Raw genomic sequence first — 19,439 nt, 5'->3', positions numbered from 1 at the left:
ACGCTATGGGCTCCGTCCGCGTCGCCATCGTCGGTGTGGGTAACTGCGCCTCGTCCCTGGTTCAGGGCGTCGAGTACTACCGGAACGCCAACCCGAACGACCGCGTCCCGGGTCTCATGCACGTCGCCTTCGGCGACTACCACGTCAACGCCGTGGAGTTCGTCGCGGCATTCGACGTGGACGCCAAGAAGGTGGGCATGGACCTCGCGGAGGCGATCGTCGCCAGCGAGAACAACACCATCAAGCTCTGCGACGTGCCGCCGACCGGCGTCAGCGTGCAGCGCGGTCCGACCTTCGACGGTCTGGGCCAGTACTACCGCGAGATCGTCGAGGAGTCGGACGCCACCCCGGTCGACGTGGCGCAGGCGCTGCGCGACGCGCAGGTCGACGTGGTCGTCTGCTACCTGCCGGTCGGCTCCGAGCAGGCCGCCAAGTTCTACGCCCAGGCCGCGATCGACGCCGGCTGCGCGTTCGTCAACGCCCTGCCGGTCTTCATCGCCTCCGACCCCGAGTGGGCCAAGAAGTTCGAGGACGCGGGCCTGCCGATCGTCGGTGACGACATCAAGAGCCAGGTCGGCGCCACCATCGTGCACCGTGCCCTCGCGAAGCTCTTCGAGGACCGCGGCGTCGAGCTGCTGCGCACGTACCAGCTCAACTTCGGCGGCAACATGGACTTCATGAACATGCTGGAGCGCAAGCGGCTGGTCTCGAAGAAGATCTCGAAGACCCAGTCGGTCACCTCGCAGATCCCGCACGAGATGAGCAAGAGCGACGTGCACATCGGCCCGTCGGACCACGTGCCGTGGCTGGACGACCGCAAGTGGGCGTACATCCGCCTGGAGGGCCGCTCGTTCGGCGACACCCCCCTCAACGCCGAGCTCAAGCTCGAGGTGTGGGACTCTCCGAACTCGGCCGGCGTCATCATCGACGCGGTCCGGGCCGCGAAGATCGCCCTGGACCGGAAGATCGGCGGCCCGATCCTGTCGGCCTCGTCGTACTTCATGAAGTCCCCGCCGGTGCAGTACGCCGACCACGACGCCCACCAGGCCGTCGAGGAGTTCATCGCCGGTGAGGTCACGCGCTGACGCGCTGAATCATCAAGCACGTGGAAGGGCCGGGTCCGTGCGGACCCGGCCCTTCCACGTTGGGTCGGTTCCCCCCGGGGTACGAGAGCCGTCCCGTGATCACCGCCACCGTTTCCGGGGCCACTGGCGTCAGCGAGGCTATCGATAATCGAGACATGGCCCTCCGCACCGGCACGACAGCGACAGCCCCGCACCCGGCCCGGCCTCCTCGGCCGCGCATCGTCGCGCTGGCCTGCCTACTGCTGGCCCTGGCCGCCGTCGCGCAACTGGCCGCACTGCCACTCCGCTACTGGCACCAGGACTTCTTCCACACGGCCGCCAGGTCCTTCGAGCCAACGGACGGGGTGGCCTTCGCCGCCCTGGGCAGCACCGCCGACCTGGCGGCCGACCTGTTGACGGCGGTGCTGGCGATCGGGCTCCTCACGCTGGCCGCAGCAAACGTCGTGGGCGTGAACGGCGCGCGGATCGCCTCCTGGGCCTCGGCGCCCGTCCTCGCCTGCTGCGCCACCGTCGGGGCGGTCCGGTCGCCGCGGCCGCTCTATTCCATCTACTCCGCCGAGAACCTGGACCAGATCACCGCGATGGCACGGGACGACATGCCGAACTGGCTGGAGCCCCTGCTGCTCACGCTGGGCCTGGGCGTGCCGGTGGCGATACTCGTGGCGCTGATCCTGCTGGCCCTACCACCGGCCAACGCCTTCTTCCAGCGGCGGACCCCGGTCGATCCGCCGTGGCCCGTCCGGACCTGACCCGCCGCCAGACCGGGAGGGTCGTACAGCGCCGGGTCATAGGCCCGCCGGGGGCGCGGGGCGGCTCAGGACCAGGCGCGTCGCAGCGCGACCCCAGCCTCCAACTCCAACAACGTGACCTTGCGGGGCAGGCCCCCACCAAAGCCGACCAGCTTGCCACCCGCCCCGACGATCCGGTGACACGGCACGATCACCGGGACCGGGTTGCGGTTGCAGGCCACTCCCACCGCCCGTGCCGCCCCGGGATCCCCGACCAGGCGCGCCACCTCGCCATACGTCAGCGTCTCCCCGTACGGGATCCGCGTCATCTCCCGCCACACGGCGCGCTCGAAGTCAGAGCCGCGCGGCGCCGACACCGGGACGGTGAACGCGGTCAGTTCACCGGCGAAGTACGCCCGCAGCTCGTCGACGGCCTGCCGGGACAGCGCCTGGTCAGGCTCCTCGGTGGCCGTGTCGACCCGGCCGAAGTGTGCCCCGCAGACGCTCGTGCCGTCGGTGGCCACGGAAAACTCACCGATCGGTGCGTCGAGCACAGTCCAGCGCATCCACCCATTCTCCCCGATGCTCCTTCTGTTCCACCGGGCTGCTCACCCGGTCCGGTCGCCGGCCCACGAGCGCTCGGAGTGCCGCCCGCCGCGCTCGACGTGCCCGCACGGGCGGTGCCCGCCGGAGCCGCCCGGTAAGGGCGACGCCGACGGGCACCGAGGGCCAGGCCGCGAAGGCCGATCAGACCGGGTTGAAGAAGAAGCGCTCCCCAGCCGTGAGACCGAAGTCGTCGAGCTCGCCGTTGAAGGTCTTGTTCGGGATGAGCTGGCTGGTGCCGGCGCTGCCCGCGCTGACGGCCTGTCCGTCGATCACCGCCCGCAGCCAGATCGATCCGTCGCCCCGGTACCAGCGGAAGTCGAAGACCTCCCAGTACGAGGCGGTGGGACCTGACGCCACCAGCGGCTTGCTGCCCGCACCCTCGGCGCTGACGTACTTGCCGTTGGCCAGCGAGCGGAGCGCGAAGTAGCCGAAGTCGATGTCGACCATCTCGAACTTCTCCCAGGTGCTGACCGAGGCGGCCAGCGGGATGAGCGGCTTCGCGCCCGCACCGTCGGCGGAGACGTACTTGCCGCTGGCGGCCGACCTGATGCTGACGATCGGGTTCGGCGCCTCGACGTCGAACTTCTCCCAGGTGCTCGCGCTCGGCCGGCTGGCGATCAACGCACCACCGGTGTTCGGTGCGGTCACGAATTTGCCGTTGATGGTGGCCTTCAGACTCACCGTTCCATCCGAGTTGTCGATCAGCTGGAACTTCTCCCAGGGGCCGATCGACGACCTGTCGGCGATCAGCGGCTTGCTGCCCGCGCCGTCAGCCGAGACGAACTTCCCGTTGACCTTCGCCCGTAGCGCGACCAGACCGCCACCGGCGTCGACGATGTCGACCTTCTCCCACCCGCCGAGCGCCGGGCCGTTGTTGACCAGCGGCTTGCTGCCGGCACCGTCGGCCGAGACGAACTTGCCGTTGGACCGTGCCCGCAACCCGTGCGAGTCACGCACCGGCGAGACGGCAGCCGCAACGTTCAGCAGCCGGTCCGTACCGCCCCACGGGTTGTGCACGGCACCGGCGATGCCCCTGGTGACGATGGTGTCCCGGACCTGCGCCGGGCTCCAGGTCGGATTGGCCTGGAGCAGCAGCGCCGCGGCCCCCGCGACGTGCGGGCTGGCCATCGACGTGCCGTTGAAGGACACGGAGCCGTTGCCGGTGCCGGCCGCGGCCGAGACGATGCTCATGCCCGGCGCGTAGATGTCGATGCAGCTGCCGTAGTTGGTCCACCAGGACCGGTAGTCGACCATGTCGGTCGCACCCACTGTGATCGCTGCCGACACGTTCGCCGGGGTGTAGGAGCAGGCGTCGTCATAGTCGTTGCCGGCGGCGATCGCGTAGGTCAGGCCGTTGGCGACGGAGTTGTTGATGGCGTTGGCGACGGCCTGAAGGGTGCCGGTGTCGAAGGTACCGAGGCTCATGTTGACCACGGACGGACCGGTCTTGTGCGTGGTGGTCCAGTCGATCGCGGCGATGATGTCGTCCGTACGGGCGTTGTCGTCGCACCCGAAGACCCGCAGCGCGACGAGCTTGACCTCCTTGGCCACCCCGAACCGGGTGCCGCCGATGGTGCCCGCCACGTGGGTGCCGTGCCCGTCGCAGTCCTGGGCGACGTCGTCCCGGTCGACGAAGTCGTACCCGGAGACCGCCCGGCCACCGAAGTCCTCGTGGGCCACGTCGATGCCGGTGTCGATCACGAAGGCGGTGACACCGGCGCCCGTGTTCGGGTAGGAGTACGACCCGTTCAACTTCGGCGAGACCTGATCGACACGATCAAGGCCCCACGAGGGTGGCGAGGTCTGCGTCCCAGTCTTCGACAGGGTTCGCACCGGCTCCACGTAGGCCACGTCCGGGTTGGTTGCCAGCCGGGCCGCCTGCTGACTGGTCATGGTGACGGAGTAGCCGTTCAGCGCCTTCTCGAAGACCTGACGGACCGTGCCGCCGTTGCTCTTCGTCAACGCCGAGGCGGCGGCCCTGCGCTGCCCTGGAGTGGCCTTCTTGTCCAGGACAACGATGTAGCTGTTCGGCACGACGGCACTGGGCTTGGCCTGGGGACGCTTGGCATGCGTGTCCGCGGCCTCCTGGCTGGGCCCCGCCGAGGAGGGGGCGGATGGTTTGGCCAGCGCGGCGCCACCGGTGCCGGCGCTGACGATGAGGGTTACGGAGGCGAGAGCAAGGCCCGCCACCGCCGAACGGCGGATGACGCCACGACGTTTCACAGATGGAACTCCCCGTGTTTCGTTGACCATCCCCCGCGGATGGTCAGACATTCGCCGCCAGTGTCGCATCGACGTGCACGACTGCCGACCGGCTTCTCGCCATCGTGGACGATCGCCGGCCGGGCGCACCTCGGCTTTTCGGTCGACACGCACCCGTGTCGTCGTCGCATCGCCGACAGGACAACGGGCACCAATACGTTGCGGGACGTCGATACCGTGCTGGTCGTGGCAACGGGGACGCTCATCTTTCTGATCATCGGCGGGGCGGGCGTCGGTGTGCTCGCGCTCGCGCTGCTCGGCACCGAGCTGCTCCAGTTCGGGCACGCCGACGTGGACGGGCCGATCTCGGTCGAGACTGTCGCCGGCTTCGCCGGCGCTTTCGGGTTCGGCGCGGCCATCGTCAACGAGCTGCTTGGAGCGCGTACACCTGGCATGGTCGTCGGGGCGGTGGCCGGCGGCGTGCTCGCAGCCGTGCCCACCGGGTGGTTGGCGTCCCGGCTGAGTCGGGCGGCGCGGAACATGCGCACCGACCCCACCCCCACCCGCGACGACCTGGTCGGCGCGCTCGGCCTGGTCGTCACCCCGGTGCCGGCCAACGGGTACGGCGAGGTCCGCGTTCGCCTCGCCGGCCAACCGGTCAAGCTCAGCGCCCGCGCGGACCAGCCGATCCCGATCGGCGCCCAGGTCTTCGTCGTGCAGGCGCTCAGTGAGACCAGCGTGCACGTAGAAACCTACTGATCTCCCCCTCATAGACGGGACTCCTCATATGGCCCTACTCATCGCCGTCGGTGGCGCGGTCCTCCTCGCCCTCGTCCTGGTGCTCTTCGTGCTCTCCCGGATCAAGGTGGCCGGGCCGAACGAGGCGTTCATCGTCACCGGTCGCAAGGGCCGCACCACCCAGACCGCCGACGGCGGGCGGTCCACCGACAACTCCGGCCAGAAGGTCGTGCTGGGCGCCTCGGTCTTCGTGCTGCCGGTGGTGCAGAAGCTCCAGTCGCTCGACCTGTCCAGCCGGCGGATCGACGTCGGCATCCGGGGCGCCGTCAGCAAGCAGGGCATCCGCGCCGACCTGCACGGCGTGGCGATCGTCAAGGTCGGTGGCACCGAGGACGCGATCCGGGCCGCAGCCCAACGGTTCCTGCACCAGCAGGACGAGATCGACAACTTCACCCGGGAGGTGCTGGCCGGGGCGCTGCGTTCGATCGTCGGCCGGCTCACCGTCGAGGAGGTCATCCGGGACCGGGCGGCGTTCGCCAGCGCGGTCGCCGAGGAGGCCGAGCACTCGATGACCAACCAGGGTCTGGTGTTGGACACCTTCCAGCTCCAGGACATCCTCGCCGAAGGCTCCTACCTTCAGGATCTGGGCCGACCCGAGGCCGCCCGGGTGCTCAAGGACGCGGCGATCGCCGAGGCCCGGGCCCGGCAGCAGGCCGAGCAGGAGCGGCTGCTCGCCGAGGAGGCCATCGCCGAGGCGAACCGCAACCTGGCCCTCAAGCAGGCCGGCATCCAGGCCGAGATCGACGCGGCGAAGGCGAAGTCCGCGGCGGCCGGACCGCTCGCCCAGGCCGAACGGGACCAGGCGATCCTCTCCGAACAGCAGAAGGTGGCCGAACGCAACGCCGAACTCAAGCAGCGCCAACTCGACACCGAGGTTCGCAAGCCGGCCGACGCGGCCCGGTACAAGGTGGAGCAGGAGGCCGAGGCGTCCCGAGCAGCGGCGGTGCTGCACGCCGACGCGCAGCGCCAGTCCGTCATCGCCGCCGCGCAGGCCTCCGCCGAGCAGGCCCGCCTCACCGGTGAGGGTGAGCGGGCCCGACGGGCCGCGCTCGCCGAGGCCAACGCCATCGAGGGTGCCAAGGAAGGTGAGGCCGAGCAGCGGCGACGCTCCGCCATCGCCGAGGCCGTGGAGCGGGAAGGCCGGGCCGAGGCCGCGGCCATCCTCGCCAAGGGTGAGGCCGAGGCCGACGCGATGGCGCGCAAGGCCGAGGCGTTCGCCGCGTACGGAGAGGCGGCCGTGCTGGACCTGCTGGTCAAGGTGCTGCCGCAGGTTGTCGAGGCGGCCAGCGCGCCGATCGGGGCGATCGACAAGATGACAGTCATCTCCACCGACGGCGCGTCGTCGCTCACGAAGTCGGTGGCCGGCAACGTGGCCCAGGGCCTCCAGCTCGGCAGCGATCTCACCGGGATCGACCTGCCCGGCCTGCTGGCGCGGCTCGGTGCCGGACGGACCGACGCCACCGCGCCGTCCACCGGGGTCGACACTGTGGACGGCAGCACCGTCTCGCGCTGAGCGCGAAAGACCGGCCGACAGTCAGGGCTACACCGGATTACCCACCAAAGGCCGGCGCCCGCCGGCACCGCCTCCCGAGGGAGGGTGCCGGCGGGCGCCGGTGGTGATTCAGTGGCTGACTCAGGCGAGGCCGATGACGAAGCGCTCGCCCGCCGAGAGGCCGAAGTCCGGGCTCCAGAAGTCGAAGTCCTTGTTCGGGATCAGCTGGCTGGTGCCGGCGCTGCCGGCGCTGACCGCCTGCCCGTCGGCGTTCGCGTAGATCCAGCCCGACCCGTCGGTGGTCCCGACGCCCCGGTGCCAGAAGGTGAAGGCCTCCCAGGCATCGATTCCGGTGGCCGAGGCAAGCATCGGCTTCGATCCGGCACCGGTCGCCGAGACCCACTTGCCGTTGGCCAACGAACGCAGGCCGAAGTAGCCGTTGTAGTCCAGGTCGAACAGCTCGAACTTCTCCCAGGTGCTGACCGTCGCGGCCACCGGGACCAGCGGCTTGCTGCCGGCACCGTCAGCGGAGACGTACTTGCCGCTGGCGGCCGACTTGAAGCTGACGATCAGGTTCGTCTCGAGGTCGAACTTCTCCCAGGTGCTGGCGTTCGCCGCGCTGGCAATCAGCGGGCCACCGTTGCTGGGCGCACTGACGTACTTGTTGTTGACAGTGGCCTTCAAGCTCACCGTGCCGTCGATGTTGTGAACCAGCTGGAACCTCTCCCAGGTGCTCACCGACGCGGCAGCGGCGATCAGTGGCTTGCTGCCGGCACCGTTGGCGCTGACGTACTTACCGTTGACGTTCGCCCGCAGCGCGACCAAGCCGCTGCCGGCGTCGACGATGTCGAGCTTCTCCCAGCCGCCCAGCACTGGGCCGGCGGCGGCCAGCGGCTTGCTGCCCGCACCGTCAGCCGAGACGAAATAGCCGTTGGAACGCGCCAGCAGGCCGTGCGAGGTGCGCGCGGGAGAGAGTGCCGACGCGACGTTGAGCAGACGGTCCACCCCGCCCTGCGGGTTCAGCACAGCGCCAGCGAGCCCCCGGGTCACGATCGTGTTGCGCACCTGCGACGGGGACCACGTCGGGTTCGACTGAAGCAGCAGCGCAGCGGCTCCGGCCACGTGCGGCGCCGCCATCGAGGTCCCGCTGAAGGCCACCGACCCGTCGGTGGTCCCGCTTGCCGCCGAGACGATGTCCACGCCCGGAGCGAAGACGTCGACGCACGGGCCGTAGTTCGAATCGAAGTACTCGGTCGAGGCCCGACGGTCGAACCTGTCGGTGGCTCCGACGGTGATCGCCGCCGACACCCTGGCCGGGGTGTAGTAGCAGGCATCGTCCGCGTCGTTACCGGCGGCCACCGCGTAGGTGAGACCGGTGGCGATGGAGTTGCTGACCGCGTTGGAGAGCGCCGGGTAGTCCGGGTCCTCCGGCCCGCCGAGGCTCATGTTGACCACGGCAGGCTTCTGCGCATTGGCGGTCACCCAGTCGATCCCGGCCAGGACCTGCTCGGTGGTGCCAGAGCCATCGCAGTCGAGGACCCGGACGGCGACCAAGTTGACGGCCTTGGCCACGCCGTACTTCGTGCCGCCGACGGTGCCCGCCACGTGCGTGCCGTGACCGTTGCAGTCCTGCGCCACATTGTCCTGGTCGATCGCGTCGTAGCCGTTCGAGGCACGGCCACCGAAGTCGCTGTGGTTGATGTCGATGCCGGTGTCCACGATGTACGCCTTCACCCCGGCACCGGTGGTGGGGTAGGTGTAGCTGCCATTCGGCTTGGGCGAAACCTGGTCAATCCGGTCCAGGCCCCAGGAGGGGGGCGCGCTCTGCGTTCCGCTCTTGTGGAAGCGGATCACCGGCTCCACGGATGCGACATCCGGGTCGGCAGCCAGCCGGCCGGCCTGCTTCGCGGTCATGGCGGCGGAGTAGCCGTTGACGGCGTTGCTGTACGTCCGACGGACGCTGCCGCCGTTCTCCTTGGCCAGAGCCGAAGCGGCGGCCTTGATCTTGGCCGGGGTGGTCTTCTTGGCCTTGAGGACCACGATGTAGCGGTCCGGTACGACCTCGGCGGGCTTGGCCTTGGCCAACCGGCCGTCCTGCTTCGGGGCCGTCAACTTGCTTGCGGGCTTCGGCGCCAGCGGAGCGGACGGTTCGGCCATGGCGGCCCCACCGGTAGCGGCGCTGACGATGATGGTTGCGGAGGCGAGAGCAAGGCTCGCCACCGCCGAGCGGCGTATCACGCCACGGCGTTTCACTAGGTGGTCTCCCCGTTTGGTCGTCGCCCGTCCAATCCGGACGGCCGGACGGGCGGTGGGGTCGGCGGCGGTGTCGATGCACCGGTAGCCGACGGACGCCCAGACATCATGGACGACGATGAAAGCGCTGCACCTCAGCCATTCGGTCGATCCGCTCGCGTTTCGTCGTCGACCGGACAGCCGTGCATCGCCGCCTGCCACGTCAGCAGTGGCGGCTGCCGCCACCCGACGGCGGGTCGCGCTACACGACCAGCCTTGACGTTGAGCGCGTCAGCCGAGGATGCCCTCGGCGCGGGCCCAGCGCAGCAGCTCCGCCTCGGCGGCGTCGCGGTCCAGCGGGCCGTGCTCGAGGCGTTGCTCCTTGAGGTGCTTCCAGGCCCGCCCGACCACCGGCCCCGGCGGCACCCCGAGCAGCTCCATGATCGCGTTGCCGTCCAGGTCGGGTCGAACCCGCGCCAGGTCCTCCTCGGCCGCGATCCGGGCGATCCGATCCTCCAGCGCGTCGTAGTCGGCCGCGAGCTGGGCGGCCTTACGCCGGTTGCGGGTCGTGCAGTCGGAGCGGGTCAGCTTGTGCAGGCGGGGCAGCAGGTCACCGGCGTCGGCGACGTAGCGGCGCACCGCCGAGTCGGTCCACTCGCCCCGCCCGTACCCGTAGAAGCGCAGGTGCAGCGCGACCAGCGCGGTCACCTGCGCGGTGACGTCCTTCGGGTAGCGCATCGCCTTCATCCGGGCCTTGGTCAGCCGGGCGCCGACCACCTCGTGGTGGTGGAAGCTGACCCGGCCGTCGGACCCGACCGCCTTCGTCGCCGGCTTGCCCACGTCGTGCAGGAGGGCGGCCATCCGCAGGATGAAGTCGCAGCCCTCCTCCTCGTAGGAGACCGCGTTCTCGACGACCGTCAACGTGTGCTCGTAGACGTCCTTGTGCTGGGCGTGCTCGTCGATCTCCAGCTTCAGCCCGGTCAGCTCCGGCAGGAACCGCTCGGCCAGCCCGGTGTCGACCAGCAGCCGCAGTCCGGTGATCGGATCGGCGCCGCAGAGCAGCTTGGTGAACTCGTCGCGGATCCGCTCGGCGGTGATCCGGTCCAGGTCGGCGGCCATCTCGGTCATCGCCAGGTGCACGTCGGGGTGGACGGCAAAGCGCAGCTGGGCGGCGAACCGGGCGGCCCGCAGCATCCGCAGCGGGTCGTCGCCGAACGACTCACCCGGCGTGCTCGGGGTACGGATCACCTTGGCCGAGAGATCGTCCAGCCCACCGTGCGGGTCGGTGAACCGGTGGTCCGGCAGGCCGACCGCCATCGCGTTGATCGTGAAGTCGCGCCGCTTCAGGTCCTCGTCGAGGCTGGTGCCGTACACCACCACCGGGTTACGACTGACCTGGTCGTACGACTCCGCGCGGAAGGTGGTGATCTCCAGTCGGAGGCCGTCGCGCTGAGCGCCGATGGTGCCGAACTCGCGACCGGTCTCCCAGATCGACTCGGCCCAGCCCTTGATGATCCGCAGGGTCTCGTCGGGGTGCGCGTCGGTGCAGAAGTCGAGGTCATCCCCGAGTCGACCGAGCAGGGCATCCCGCACCGAACCGCCCACCAGGTGCAACTCGTGACCGGCGCGGACGAAGCGGCGGCCCAACTCGTCGGCGACCGGGGACACCCGGAGCAGTTCGGCGACGGCGTTGCGCTGCGCGGCGGTGAGTTCGCGGCGGTCGGCGGCGTGAGGAGCGGAGGCTTCGGACATGGGATCACCAGCTTATCGGGCCGGGGTGTGATCCGATCCGCCGGGCGCGGGTAACGGGTGGGGGTTGACTATGGTCTGTGGCGTGCGGGTCGGTGTCCGACTCGACGTACCCCTGGGAGGCTGGAGATGAGCGGCGGGCTCTACCGCAGCGCCAACGCCGCGAACGATGGCGGCCCAGGCGCCCGTCCCGGGGACGGCGCCACCTTCATCTCCGCCGAGCCGCTGAACCAGCCGGCCATGGAGTCGACCGCGCCGCCGCAGGAGCAGGTGGGCGAGGCGAGCGCGGCGACCAACAGCGCGGTGATGGCGATCGGCAGCCTGGTCAGCCGGGGTACCGGCTTCCTGCGCACGTTGGCGTTGACCGCCGCGTTGGGTGGGGCGCTGGTGGGTGACGCGTACACCACCGCGCAGATCCTGCCCGGAATGGTCTATGAGTTCCTGCTCGGCGGCATCCTCACCAGCGTGTTGATCCCGGTGCTGGTTCGTCGGCGCAGGGTCGACACCGACGGCGGACAGGCGTACGCCCAGCGGCTGTTGACCCTCGCGGTGCTGACCCTGGCGGGGGCGGCCCTGCTGGCCGTGCTGTCAGCCGGCCTGCTGACCAAGCTCTACGCCGGCGAAAACACCGGCGAAGACTTCCGGGGCCTGGTCAAGGCGTTGTCGTACCTGATGTTGCCGATGATCTTCTTCACCGGTCTCAGCGCGCTGATCAGCGCGGTGCTCAACACCCGGGGGCACTTCGCCGCGCCGATGTGGGCGCCGATCCTCAACAACATCGTGGTGATCGCCACCGCGGGCCTGTACATCGCGATCTTCGGCGCGAAGATCGTCAAGCCGGAGGACATGACCACTGGCCGGATTCTGCTGATCGGTGGCGGCACCCTGCTCGGCGTCGCGATCCAGGCCGCCGGCCTCCTACCGGCGTTGCGCAAGGTCGGCTTCCGGTGGAAGTTCCGGTTCGACTTCCGCACCCTCGGGCTACGGGAGCTCGGGCGTCTCGGCGGCTGGATGTTCTGCTACGTCGCGGTGAGCCAGGTCGGCCTGATCGTGCTGTTCAATCTGCTGAACCGGGCAGGCAAGGAGAACGCTGCCGGCCCGCTGATCTACAACAACGTGTTCCTGCTGCTGATGATGGCGCACGGCATCATCGCCGTATCGATCATCACTGCACTGATGCCCCGGATGAGCGCAGCCGCCGCCGACGGCCGTTACTCCGACGTCGCCGCCGACCTTTCCCGGGGCACGCGCACCGTCTCGGCGGTGCTCGCCCCGATCGCGGTCTGCTACGCGGTACTGGCGACTCCGCTGGCCGTGACGCTGTTCCGCTACGGCGCGTTCACCGACGAGAACGCGGCGGACACCTCGCTGGTGCTGCTCCTGGCGGCGCTGGCACTGGTGCCGTTCGCGATCAGCCAGCTCTTCACCTTCGCCTTCTACGCCCTGCCGGACACCCGCACACCGGCCCTGATCAACATCCCGGTGGTCGCCCTGCGGATCGGTGTGCAGGTGGTGCTCTACGTCGCCTTCGCCGCCCACTTCGCTGCGGCCGGGATGATGATCGGCAACGCCGTGTCCTACCTGGCTGCCGCCTTCGCCTCCGCGTGGCTGCTGCGGCCCCGGATAGGCCGGATCGGGATGGGCGCCATCCTGCGCACGCTCGGCCGAGTGGCGGTCGCCGCGTTGGGGGCCGCCCTGGTCGGCCTCCTCGTCGTGAGTCTTCTGCCTGGCGGCGACAGGCCAAGTTGGATGCAGGCAGTCGTGCAGCTCGTGATCGGCGGCGTGGTGATCGGCGGGACCTACCTGGGTCTGGCCATGCTGCTGCGGATCGGGGAGATCACCGAGGTGGTCGGGATGGTTCGCCGGCGTCTCGGTCGCTGAACGTCCGCATCCGATTACAACAAGTTGACACTCATACGGAATGTGACTACGGATCACCAGGCTGGGGATGCGCCTGTGGATAACTCCGCGATTCGCCGGTCAACCGCCGCTTCGGCCTGTGGATAACCAACCGTACGGCTGAGGGTGGCGACCCGATCGGTGGGAACGTACGAGGCAGCGCGAGCGCCACGCCAGCCCAGCCCCGGCGTCGGTCACTTGCGGTGAAGCCGTAGATTAGCTAGTACATGTGCCAGCAACGTGGCTGACAACGGTCGTAACCGGACGACCTCTTCGACTGCCGGAAACCCCGCCAGGTACGGCGGGAAGATGACATGTCGGAGAGACGGGCAACCCGGGTAAGGTCGCTCTCGACGGGTACGGCAGGGGCCGACGCTGGGCGTCGACACCGGTCGGCCGGTTCCTTCAACGGCAGAGCGGGAAGCCACATGCCCAGCAGTTCGGGTTCATCGATCGACACGATCACCGAGGGAGGACGGGTGACCCAGGTCGGCGAGGGTCAGGAGGCGGACGAAAGCGCTCCTCCGGTCATGACCTTCGGTGCTCCCACGGCCGGTGAAGTCCTCGCCGAGCGGTACGAACTGGTTGAGCACATCAACAACGACAGCGCGGGTCGGCTGGTCTGGCGCGGGGTCGATGTCATCCTGCGCCGTCCCGTTGCCGTGGTGCTGCGTTACCCGGGTGGCGACTCCGCCACCGAGATGCTTCAGGCCGCCGTCGCGGCCAGCCGGGTCATCCACCCCAACCTGGTCGGCGTCTACGACGCGATCGACGAGGCCGACCGGGCGTACGTGGTGCGCGAGTGGGTCGACGGGCAGTCCCTGCGGGACCTGGCGACCGACGGCCCCCTGGACCCGGCTCGGGCCACCGCTATCGGCAACGCCGTCGCGAGCGCGCTCGCCGCGGTGCACGCCACCGGCATGGTGCACGGCAACGTCCACCCCGGCACCGTCATGATCAGCGATGAGGGCCGGGTGGTCCTGGCCGACGCCCGCACCGACGGCGCCGACAGCCAGGAGAACGACATCCGGGCGGTCGGCGGTGTCCTCTACTTTGCGCTGACCGGCTCCTGGCCGCACGCCGAGGCACCACTGCACGGCGCCACCGCCGGCCACGGCCGCGCCGCCATCCCGGACGCTGTTCGGGACGCCGGGGGTGCCATCGCGGCACCGCGCCAGGTTCGGGCGGGCGTTCCGGCGTACCTGGACGACCTGACCATGGACCTGCTCGACGCCGAGATCGCGCCGCCGTCCTCCGACGTGCTCGCCGCCGAGTTGGCGCGACTGGACGTGCCGGCCGAGGACGAGCACTACCTCGACAACAGCGGGCCGCTGCGGTTCGCCGCCGAAACCGGGGAAGAGCCGTCGCCGCTGGCCGCGGCCGGGGGTCGCAAGGTCGCCGTCGGCATCGCTGGTCTGTTGGCCGTCGCCCTGGTCGGTCTGCTGATCGGGATCATCGCGTTGGGCGGCGACGACAAGGACCCGCAGTCCAACCCGGTCGCCGCGCCGACCTCCAGTGCCCCGGCCGGCGACGCCACCCCGGCCGCCGCGACGGCCCGCAAGCTGACAGTGAAGAACGTCCGGATCATCGACCCGGACAGCAAGGACCGCAGTGAGGTCGACGGCGCCGAGAAGGTCATCGACGGTGACGAGGACAAGGGCTGGGAGACCGAGACCTACCGGGACCGGCCCAACTTCGGCAACCTGAAGAAGGGCATGGGCGTCTGGATCGACCTCGGCCAGCCGCACACCGTCAAGTCGGTGCAGGCAGTGCTGTCGGCCACCAACGCGTCCGCCCAGTTGTTCGCCGGCACTACCAACCCGGAGTCCAGCTCCAGCGGTGACAAGCAGTTGGTCGCGAGCTACAAGACCGCCATCGGCCAGCCGTTCGAGGACCACGACGGCACCACAATGACGTTCAACGGCTTCGACGCCGACCGGAAATACCAGTACCTGCTGTTCTGGATCACCGAGTTGGCTCCGGCCGAGGGTGGGTTCAAGCTGGGGGTGCAGGAGATTACGGTCCAGGGTTCGTGAGCCGGGCACCACGATCCGGGCATCGCACGCACTGGACGCGGTGATGGACGAGCGCGCCGCAGCAAGAGACCTGGAGCTGCTGCGCGCGCACGTCGCCGGAGACCGGGACGCCTTCACCGAACTGTTCCACCGGCACCGGGACCGGTTGTGGGCGGTGGCCCTGCGGACGCTCGGCGACCGCGAGGACGCAGCCGACGCACTCCAGGACGCCCTGCTGTCGGCGCATCGGGCGGCGGCCCGCTTCCGTGGCGACTCCGCCGTCACCACCTGGCTGCACCGGATCGTGGTCAACGCCTGCCTGGACCGGATCCGACGCCGGCAGGCGCACCCCACAGTGCCACTGCCGGACGGTAACCGGACCGACGACGGATCGGGCACCGGTGGGCTCGAGCCGGCGGCGCCGGTAGCGGACCACGACACGGTGCTGGTGGTCCGCGAGGCGCTCGCCGCGCTGCCCCTTGAGCAACGCGCCGCGCTCGTGCTGGTCGACGTGCAGGGCTATCCGGTCGCCGAGGTCGCCCGCATCCTCGGTGTCGCCGAGGGCACTGTGAAGAGCCGATGTGCCCGGGGCCGGGCGCGGCTGGCAGTGCTGCTCGGGCATCTCCGCCCCGCCGCCGTCACGACGCCGTCGGCCCGACCGGACCCCACCGCCCCGATCAGGGGCGTGCCCGGCGTCACGCCGGGGAACCCTGGCGCGGTGGAGGGCGTCGGATCGGGGTCAGGTCGATACCGGCGGGACGCCAACCAGGAGGACACGTGACGACCGAGGGGTTCCGGGAGGTCGACATCGACCTCCTCGCTGACTACCTCGGCGGGGCGTTGGACGGCACCCCGCAGCAGGACGAGGTCGCCCAACTGGTCTCCGCGGACCCGTCCTGGGCCGAGGCGTACGCGCTGCTGGGCCCCGCCGTGACCGAGGTCCGGACGGACCTGACCCGCTGGGCCGAGCCGTCCCCGGAGATGCCGTCGGCGATCACCGACCGCCTCCTGGCCGCGTTGGCCTCCGCGGAGCCGACGACCGACACCTCGACCGAGGAGGCACCCGCCGGCGCGCCCAGCGTCGATCGGGACGGCGACGCGGCGACGCCGTTGGTCGTACCGGCGCAGGGCGGGGCCGGTCGCCGGCCTCCCCTCCCCACGCCCGGCGGGTCGAAGCGCTGGGCGTCCACCGGCCCGGGCCGCCGCCAGCGCGGCTGGGCCCGCCGTGGCGCACCCGTGGCCGCCGCCGCGATCGCCGTCATCGCCGTCGCGCTGGGCCTCAACCAGCTCTCGATGCGGGCGTCGGACGACTCCGGTGGCACCAACGCCATGAACCACCCGGCCAGCGCGCCGGAGGGCGTCGCGGGGGCCGGGACGGCCCGCACCACCGGGCCGGCACTGCGCAGTGGTACGAACTACACCCCGCAGACCCTCGGCAACGCCAACGGCACGGACGCGCCACGCACACCGACCGCCAGCCGGGCGACCGGCAACACTCCGAGCGACCAGCCGAAGGTGGATGCCGAGGGCGGTCGCCGTCCCTCTCCCGACGGGTCGGACCAGCTGGCCCGGCTGACCGACGAGGCCGCGCTGACAAGCTGTCTGGCCAGCGTCGCGACGGAACACGGATCGGCCCCACTGGTGGTCGAGGTGATCGACTACGCGCGGTTCCAGGGCGATCAGGCGCTGGTCATCCACTTCACCGACGCGACCGGCGCCCGGTGGGCCTGGGTGAGTGGCCCGGAGTGCGGAGTGCCCGGGTCCGGCTCGGACAGCCGGTATTCGGCGCGGGTAGGGTGAATCCACGGTCAATGGCACGATGACCCCCCACGTGACCTGACCCACCGGATGCCCGGCTCGGGAATCCCCGGTTCGTACGATGACGTTCTGGAAGTCAGCTGCCGGCCCCACCCAGGCGTCGGCGACTCGGATCAGCATCGGTGCTCGCGCCGACGCCGAACACACACAACTCGGGAGACGGCAGTGGACGAGGTCCGCAACCTGATCATCATCGGCTCCGGGCCGGCCGGCTACACAGCGGCGGTCTACGCCGCACGTGCCAACCTGAAGCCGCTGATCATTGAGGGCGTGCAGTCCGGTGGCGCGCTGATGACCACGACCGAGGTGGAGAACTTCCCCGGCTTCGCCGACGGCATCCTCGGCCCGGAGCTGATGGACAACATGCGCAAGCAGGCCGAGCGGTTCGGTGCCGAGTTCCTCACCGACGACGTGACCCGGGTCGAGCTGGTGGACACCGGCGACGCCGGATCCGGCGCGGTGAGCACCGTCTGGGTCGGCGAGACCGCCTACCGGGCGCGATCCATCATTCTCTCCACCGGTTCGGCCTGGCGGCCGCTGGGCGTGCCCGGCGAGCAGGAGTTCCTCGGCCACGGCGTCTCCTCCTGCGCCACCTGCGACGGCTTCTTCTTCCGCAATCAGCACATCGTGGTCGTCGGCGGCGGCGACTCGGCGATGGAGGAGGCCAGCTTCCTCACCCGTTTCGCCGAATCGGTCACCATCATCCACCGCCGCGACTCGTTCCGGGCCAGCAAGATCATGGCTGAGCGGGCATTGAGCAACGAGAAGATCAAGGTCGAGTGGAACAGCGCCGTCGAGGAGATCCTGGGCGACGACGGCAAGGTCACCGGCGTACGGGTCCGCAACGTGCACACCGGTGACACCAAGGTGATGGACGTGACAGGCGTCTTCGTGGCCATCGGTCACGACCCCCGCAGCGAGCTCTTCCGTGGTCAGGTCGAGATGGACGACGAGGGCTACGTGAAGGTCCACGCCCCGAGCACCCGCACCAACATCCCCGGCGTCTTCGCCGCCGGTGACCTGGTCGACCACACCTACCGTCAGGCGATCACCGCGGCCGGCACCGGCTGTGCCGCCGCGCTCGACGCCGAGCGGTTCATCGCGACGCTCAGCTGAAGCAAGGAAACACATCCCTGAGGAGGGGCATAGTGGGAACAACCAAGGCGGTCACCGACAAGAGCTTCGTCGCTGACGTGCTGCAGGCCGACAAGCCGGTGCTGGTGGACTTCTGGGCGGAGTGGTGCGGGCCGTGCCGCAAGGTGTCGCCGCTGCTCGAGGAGATCGCCCGGGAGATGGGTGACCAGGTCACCATCGTCAAGCTCAACATCGACGAGAACCCGGAGACCGCTCGGGCCTACCGGGTGATGTCGGTGCCGACGCTCACCGTCTTCAAGAACGGCCAGCCGGTGCAGTCGATCGCCGGTGCCAAGCCGAAGGGCGAGCTGGTCCGGCTCATCGAATCGGCCCTCTGACCAGCAGAAACATCAACCGAACCCCGTACCCGCTCGCCGGGTGCGGGGTTCGGTGTCTTCTCGGCCGTACCGCCGACGGATTTCTCGGCCCCAGCCACCTCGCCGCCCCGAAACGCATAGCCTCAAGCCTGGGCCGCCCGGCCAGCCAGCGTCGTGCAGAGGGGGTCGTGCGTGCGTCCGATCCGACCCGGTGACCGGGGACCCGCGGTCACGGAGATCCGTACCATCCTGACCGGCCTCGAACTGCTCGCCGCCGCCGGCCCGCAAACCGACGAGTTCGACCTCGACACCGAGCGGGCGGTGCGCGCGTTCCAGCAGTCGCGGGGGCTCAGTGTGGACGGCCGAGTCGGCGCGGAGACCTGGCGCGCCCTGGATGCCGCCCGTTGGCGGCTCGGCGCCCGCACCCTCTACCACGCGGTCCCCGAGCCCCTCACCGGCGAGGATGTCCGGTCGCTCCAGGAGCGACTGCTGGAGATGGGGTACGACGTGGGCCGCGCGGACGCGATCTACGGTGTCCGGACGTCGCGGGCGGTAGCCCAGTTCCAGCGTGAGGTCGGGCTCACCCCGGACGGCTCCTGCGGCCCACACACGATGAACGCGCTCCGCCGGATCGGCCGCAAGGTGGTCGGTGGCCGCCCGCAGTGGCTCCGCGAATCCGACGCGATCCGGCAGTCCGGGCCGGCGCTGGTCGGCAAGACCGTCGTCATCGACCCGGGGCACGGCGGCACCGACCCCGGGATGGTGGTGCCCGACGGCTCGCTGCGCTGGACCGAAGCGGACCTGGTGCACGACCTGGCGAGCCGACTGGAAGGGCGACTCGCCGCCACCGGGGTGCGGGTGCAGCTCACCCGGGGCCCGTCGCCCGACAGTTGCCTACCGGACGCCGACCGGGCCCTGCTCGCCAACTCGCTCGGCGCCGACGTCTTCATCTCGCTGCACCTCGACGGCCACGCCAACCCGGACGCGGAGGGCGTCGCGACCTACCACTACGGCACCGACAACGGGGTGACCTCGGCGACCGGCGAACGCCTGGCCGGGCTGGTGCAGCGGGAGATCGTCGCCCGCACCGGGCTGCGGGACTGCCGTACCCACGCCAAGACGTGGGAATTGCTGCGACTGACGCGGATGCCCGCCGTCCGGGTCGAGGTCGGCTACCTCACCTCGCCGACGGACCGCGCCCACCTCGTCGACCCCCGGTTCCGGGACCGGGTGGTGGAGGCGATCGTGGCCGCGGTGCAGCGGATGTACTACCCGATCGAACGAGACGTCCCGACCGGATCGCTCGACGTCAGCGAGCTGCGTGCCGTGGTGGCCGCCGGCACTGTGGTGGACTGATTCGCCGC

Annotated in this window: 15 protein-coding genes; 11 read left to right on the top strand and 4 right to left on the bottom strand. The window is 70.1% G+C overall.

The genetic code is table 11. The features are described from left to right. The first annotated feature begins 5 nt into the window (after nt 1-5). The gene (locus OG598_RS27200; RefSeq protein ID WP_091396616.1) at nt 6-1,085 is read left to right on the top strand and encodes an inositol-3-phosphate synthase; all 1,080 of its coding nucleotides are present in this window, start codon (nt 6-8) and stop codon (nt 1,083-1,085) included. A gap of 155 nt (nt 1,086-1,240) precedes the next feature. Then, entirely contained in the window at nt 1,241-1,834 is a 594-nt protein-coding gene (locus OG598_RS27195; protein WP_328651650.1) for a hypothetical protein, read from the top strand. A gap of 65 nt (nt 1,835-1,899) precedes the next feature. Here OG598_RS27195 and OG598_RS27190 read toward each other — a convergent pair whose 3' ends face one another. Together OG598_RS27190 and OG598_RS27185 are read right to left on the bottom strand one after the other, a co-directional pair. After that, nucleotides 1,900-2,379 carry a methylated-DNA--[protein]-cysteine S-methyltransferase gene (locus OG598_RS27190; protein ID WP_328651649.1) on the bottom strand — a complete coding sequence of 160 codons (480 nt, stop codon included), beginning with the start codon at nt 2,377-2,379 and terminating at the stop codon, nt 1,900-1,902. Nucleotides 2,380-2,560: 181 nt separating this feature from the next. Further along, nucleotides 2,561-4,642, bottom strand: coding sequence for a S8 family serine peptidase (locus OG598_RS27185; protein WP_328651648.1), 2,082 nt, complete (start codon nt 4,640-4,642; stop codon nt 2,561-2,563). Nucleotides 4,643-4,858: 216 nt separating this feature from the next. On the opposite strand from OG598_RS27185, the gene OG598_RS27180 reads away from it, so the two are divergent. Further along, nucleotides 4,859-5,380: a hypothetical protein gene (locus tag OG598_RS27180; RefSeq protein ID WP_328655448.1), complete on the top strand. Its 522-nt coding sequence runs from the start codon at nt 4,859-4,861 to the stop codon at nt 5,378-5,380. 28 nt (nt 5,381-5,408) lie between these two features. Beyond that, nucleotides 5,409-6,932, top strand: coding sequence for a flotillin family protein (locus OG598_RS27175; RefSeq protein WP_328651647.1), 1,524 nt, complete (start codon nt 5,409-5,411; stop codon nt 6,930-6,932). Nucleotides 6,933-7,052: 120 nt separating this feature from the next. Here OG598_RS27175 and OG598_RS27170 read toward each other — a convergent pair whose 3' ends face one another. Continuing rightward, a complete protein-coding gene (locus tag OG598_RS27170; protein ID WP_328651646.1) occupies nt 7,053-9,131 on the bottom strand; it encodes a S8 family serine peptidase in 2,079 nt (692 codons plus the stop codon). Between the two features lie 303 nt (nt 9,132-9,434). After that, nucleotides 9,435-10,895 carry a CCA tRNA nucleotidyltransferase gene (locus OG598_RS27165; protein WP_328651645.1) on the bottom strand — a complete coding sequence of 487 codons (1,461 nt, stop codon included), beginning with the start codon at nt 10,893-10,895 and terminating at the stop codon, nt 9,435-9,437. Between the two features lie 126 nt (nt 10,896-11,021). Here OG598_RS27165 and murJ point away from each other — a divergent pair, with 126 nt between their 5' ends. From murJ to OG598_RS27130, 7 genes are all read left to right on the top strand, one after another. Beyond that, a complete protein-coding gene (gene murJ / locus OG598_RS27160) occupies nt 11,022-12,773 on the top strand; it encodes a murein biosynthesis integral membrane protein MurJ (protein ID WP_328651644.1) in 1,752 nt (583 codons plus the stop codon). Between the two features lie 446 nt (nt 12,774-13,219). Beyond that, complete coding sequence (locus tag OG598_RS27155) at nt 13,220-14,827, top strand: protein kinase family protein (RefSeq protein WP_328651643.1); 1,608 nt, start codon at nt 13,220-13,222, stop codon at nt 14,825-14,827. Nucleotides 14,828-14,870: 43 nt separating this feature from the next. Then, a complete protein-coding gene (gene sigM, locus OG598_RS27150) occupies nt 14,871-15,587 on the top strand; it encodes an RNA polymerase sigma factor SigM (protein WP_328651642.1) in 717 nt (238 codons plus the stop codon). Further along, a complete protein-coding gene (locus tag OG598_RS27145; RefSeq protein ID WP_328651641.1) occupies nt 15,584-16,606 on the top strand; it encodes a hypothetical protein in 1,023 nt (340 codons plus the stop codon). The genes sigM and OG598_RS27145 overlap by 4 nt, the downstream gene beginning before the upstream one ends. A gap of 183 nt (nt 16,607-16,789) precedes the next feature. Then, nucleotides 16,790-17,740 carry a thioredoxin-disulfide reductase gene (trxB, locus tag OG598_RS27140; protein ID WP_328651640.1) on the top strand — a complete coding sequence of 317 codons (951 nt, stop codon included), beginning with the start codon at nt 16,790-16,792 and terminating at the stop codon, nt 17,738-17,740. A 32-nt stretch (nt 17,741-17,772) separates the two neighbouring features. Next, a complete protein-coding gene (gene trxA / locus OG598_RS27135) occupies nt 17,773-18,096 on the top strand; it encodes a thioredoxin (RefSeq protein ID WP_030331849.1) in 324 nt (107 codons plus the stop codon). Between the two features lie 171 nt (nt 18,097-18,267). Further along, a complete protein-coding gene (locus tag OG598_RS27130) occupies nt 18,268-19,431 on the top strand; it encodes an N-acetylmuramoyl-L-alanine amidase (RefSeq protein WP_328651639.1) in 1,164 nt (387 codons plus the stop codon). Nucleotides 19,432-19,439: the final 8 nt, after the last annotated feature.

Origin of the sequence: Micromonospora sp. NBC_00330, assembly GCF_036136635.1 — a bacterium.
Lineage (GTDB): Bacteria > Actinomycetota > Actinomycetes > Mycobacteriales > Micromonosporaceae > Micromonospora > Micromonospora salmantinae.
The sequence above is the reverse complement of the archived record's forward strand: the minus strand, read 5'-3'. Positions and strand labels throughout refer to the sequence as shown.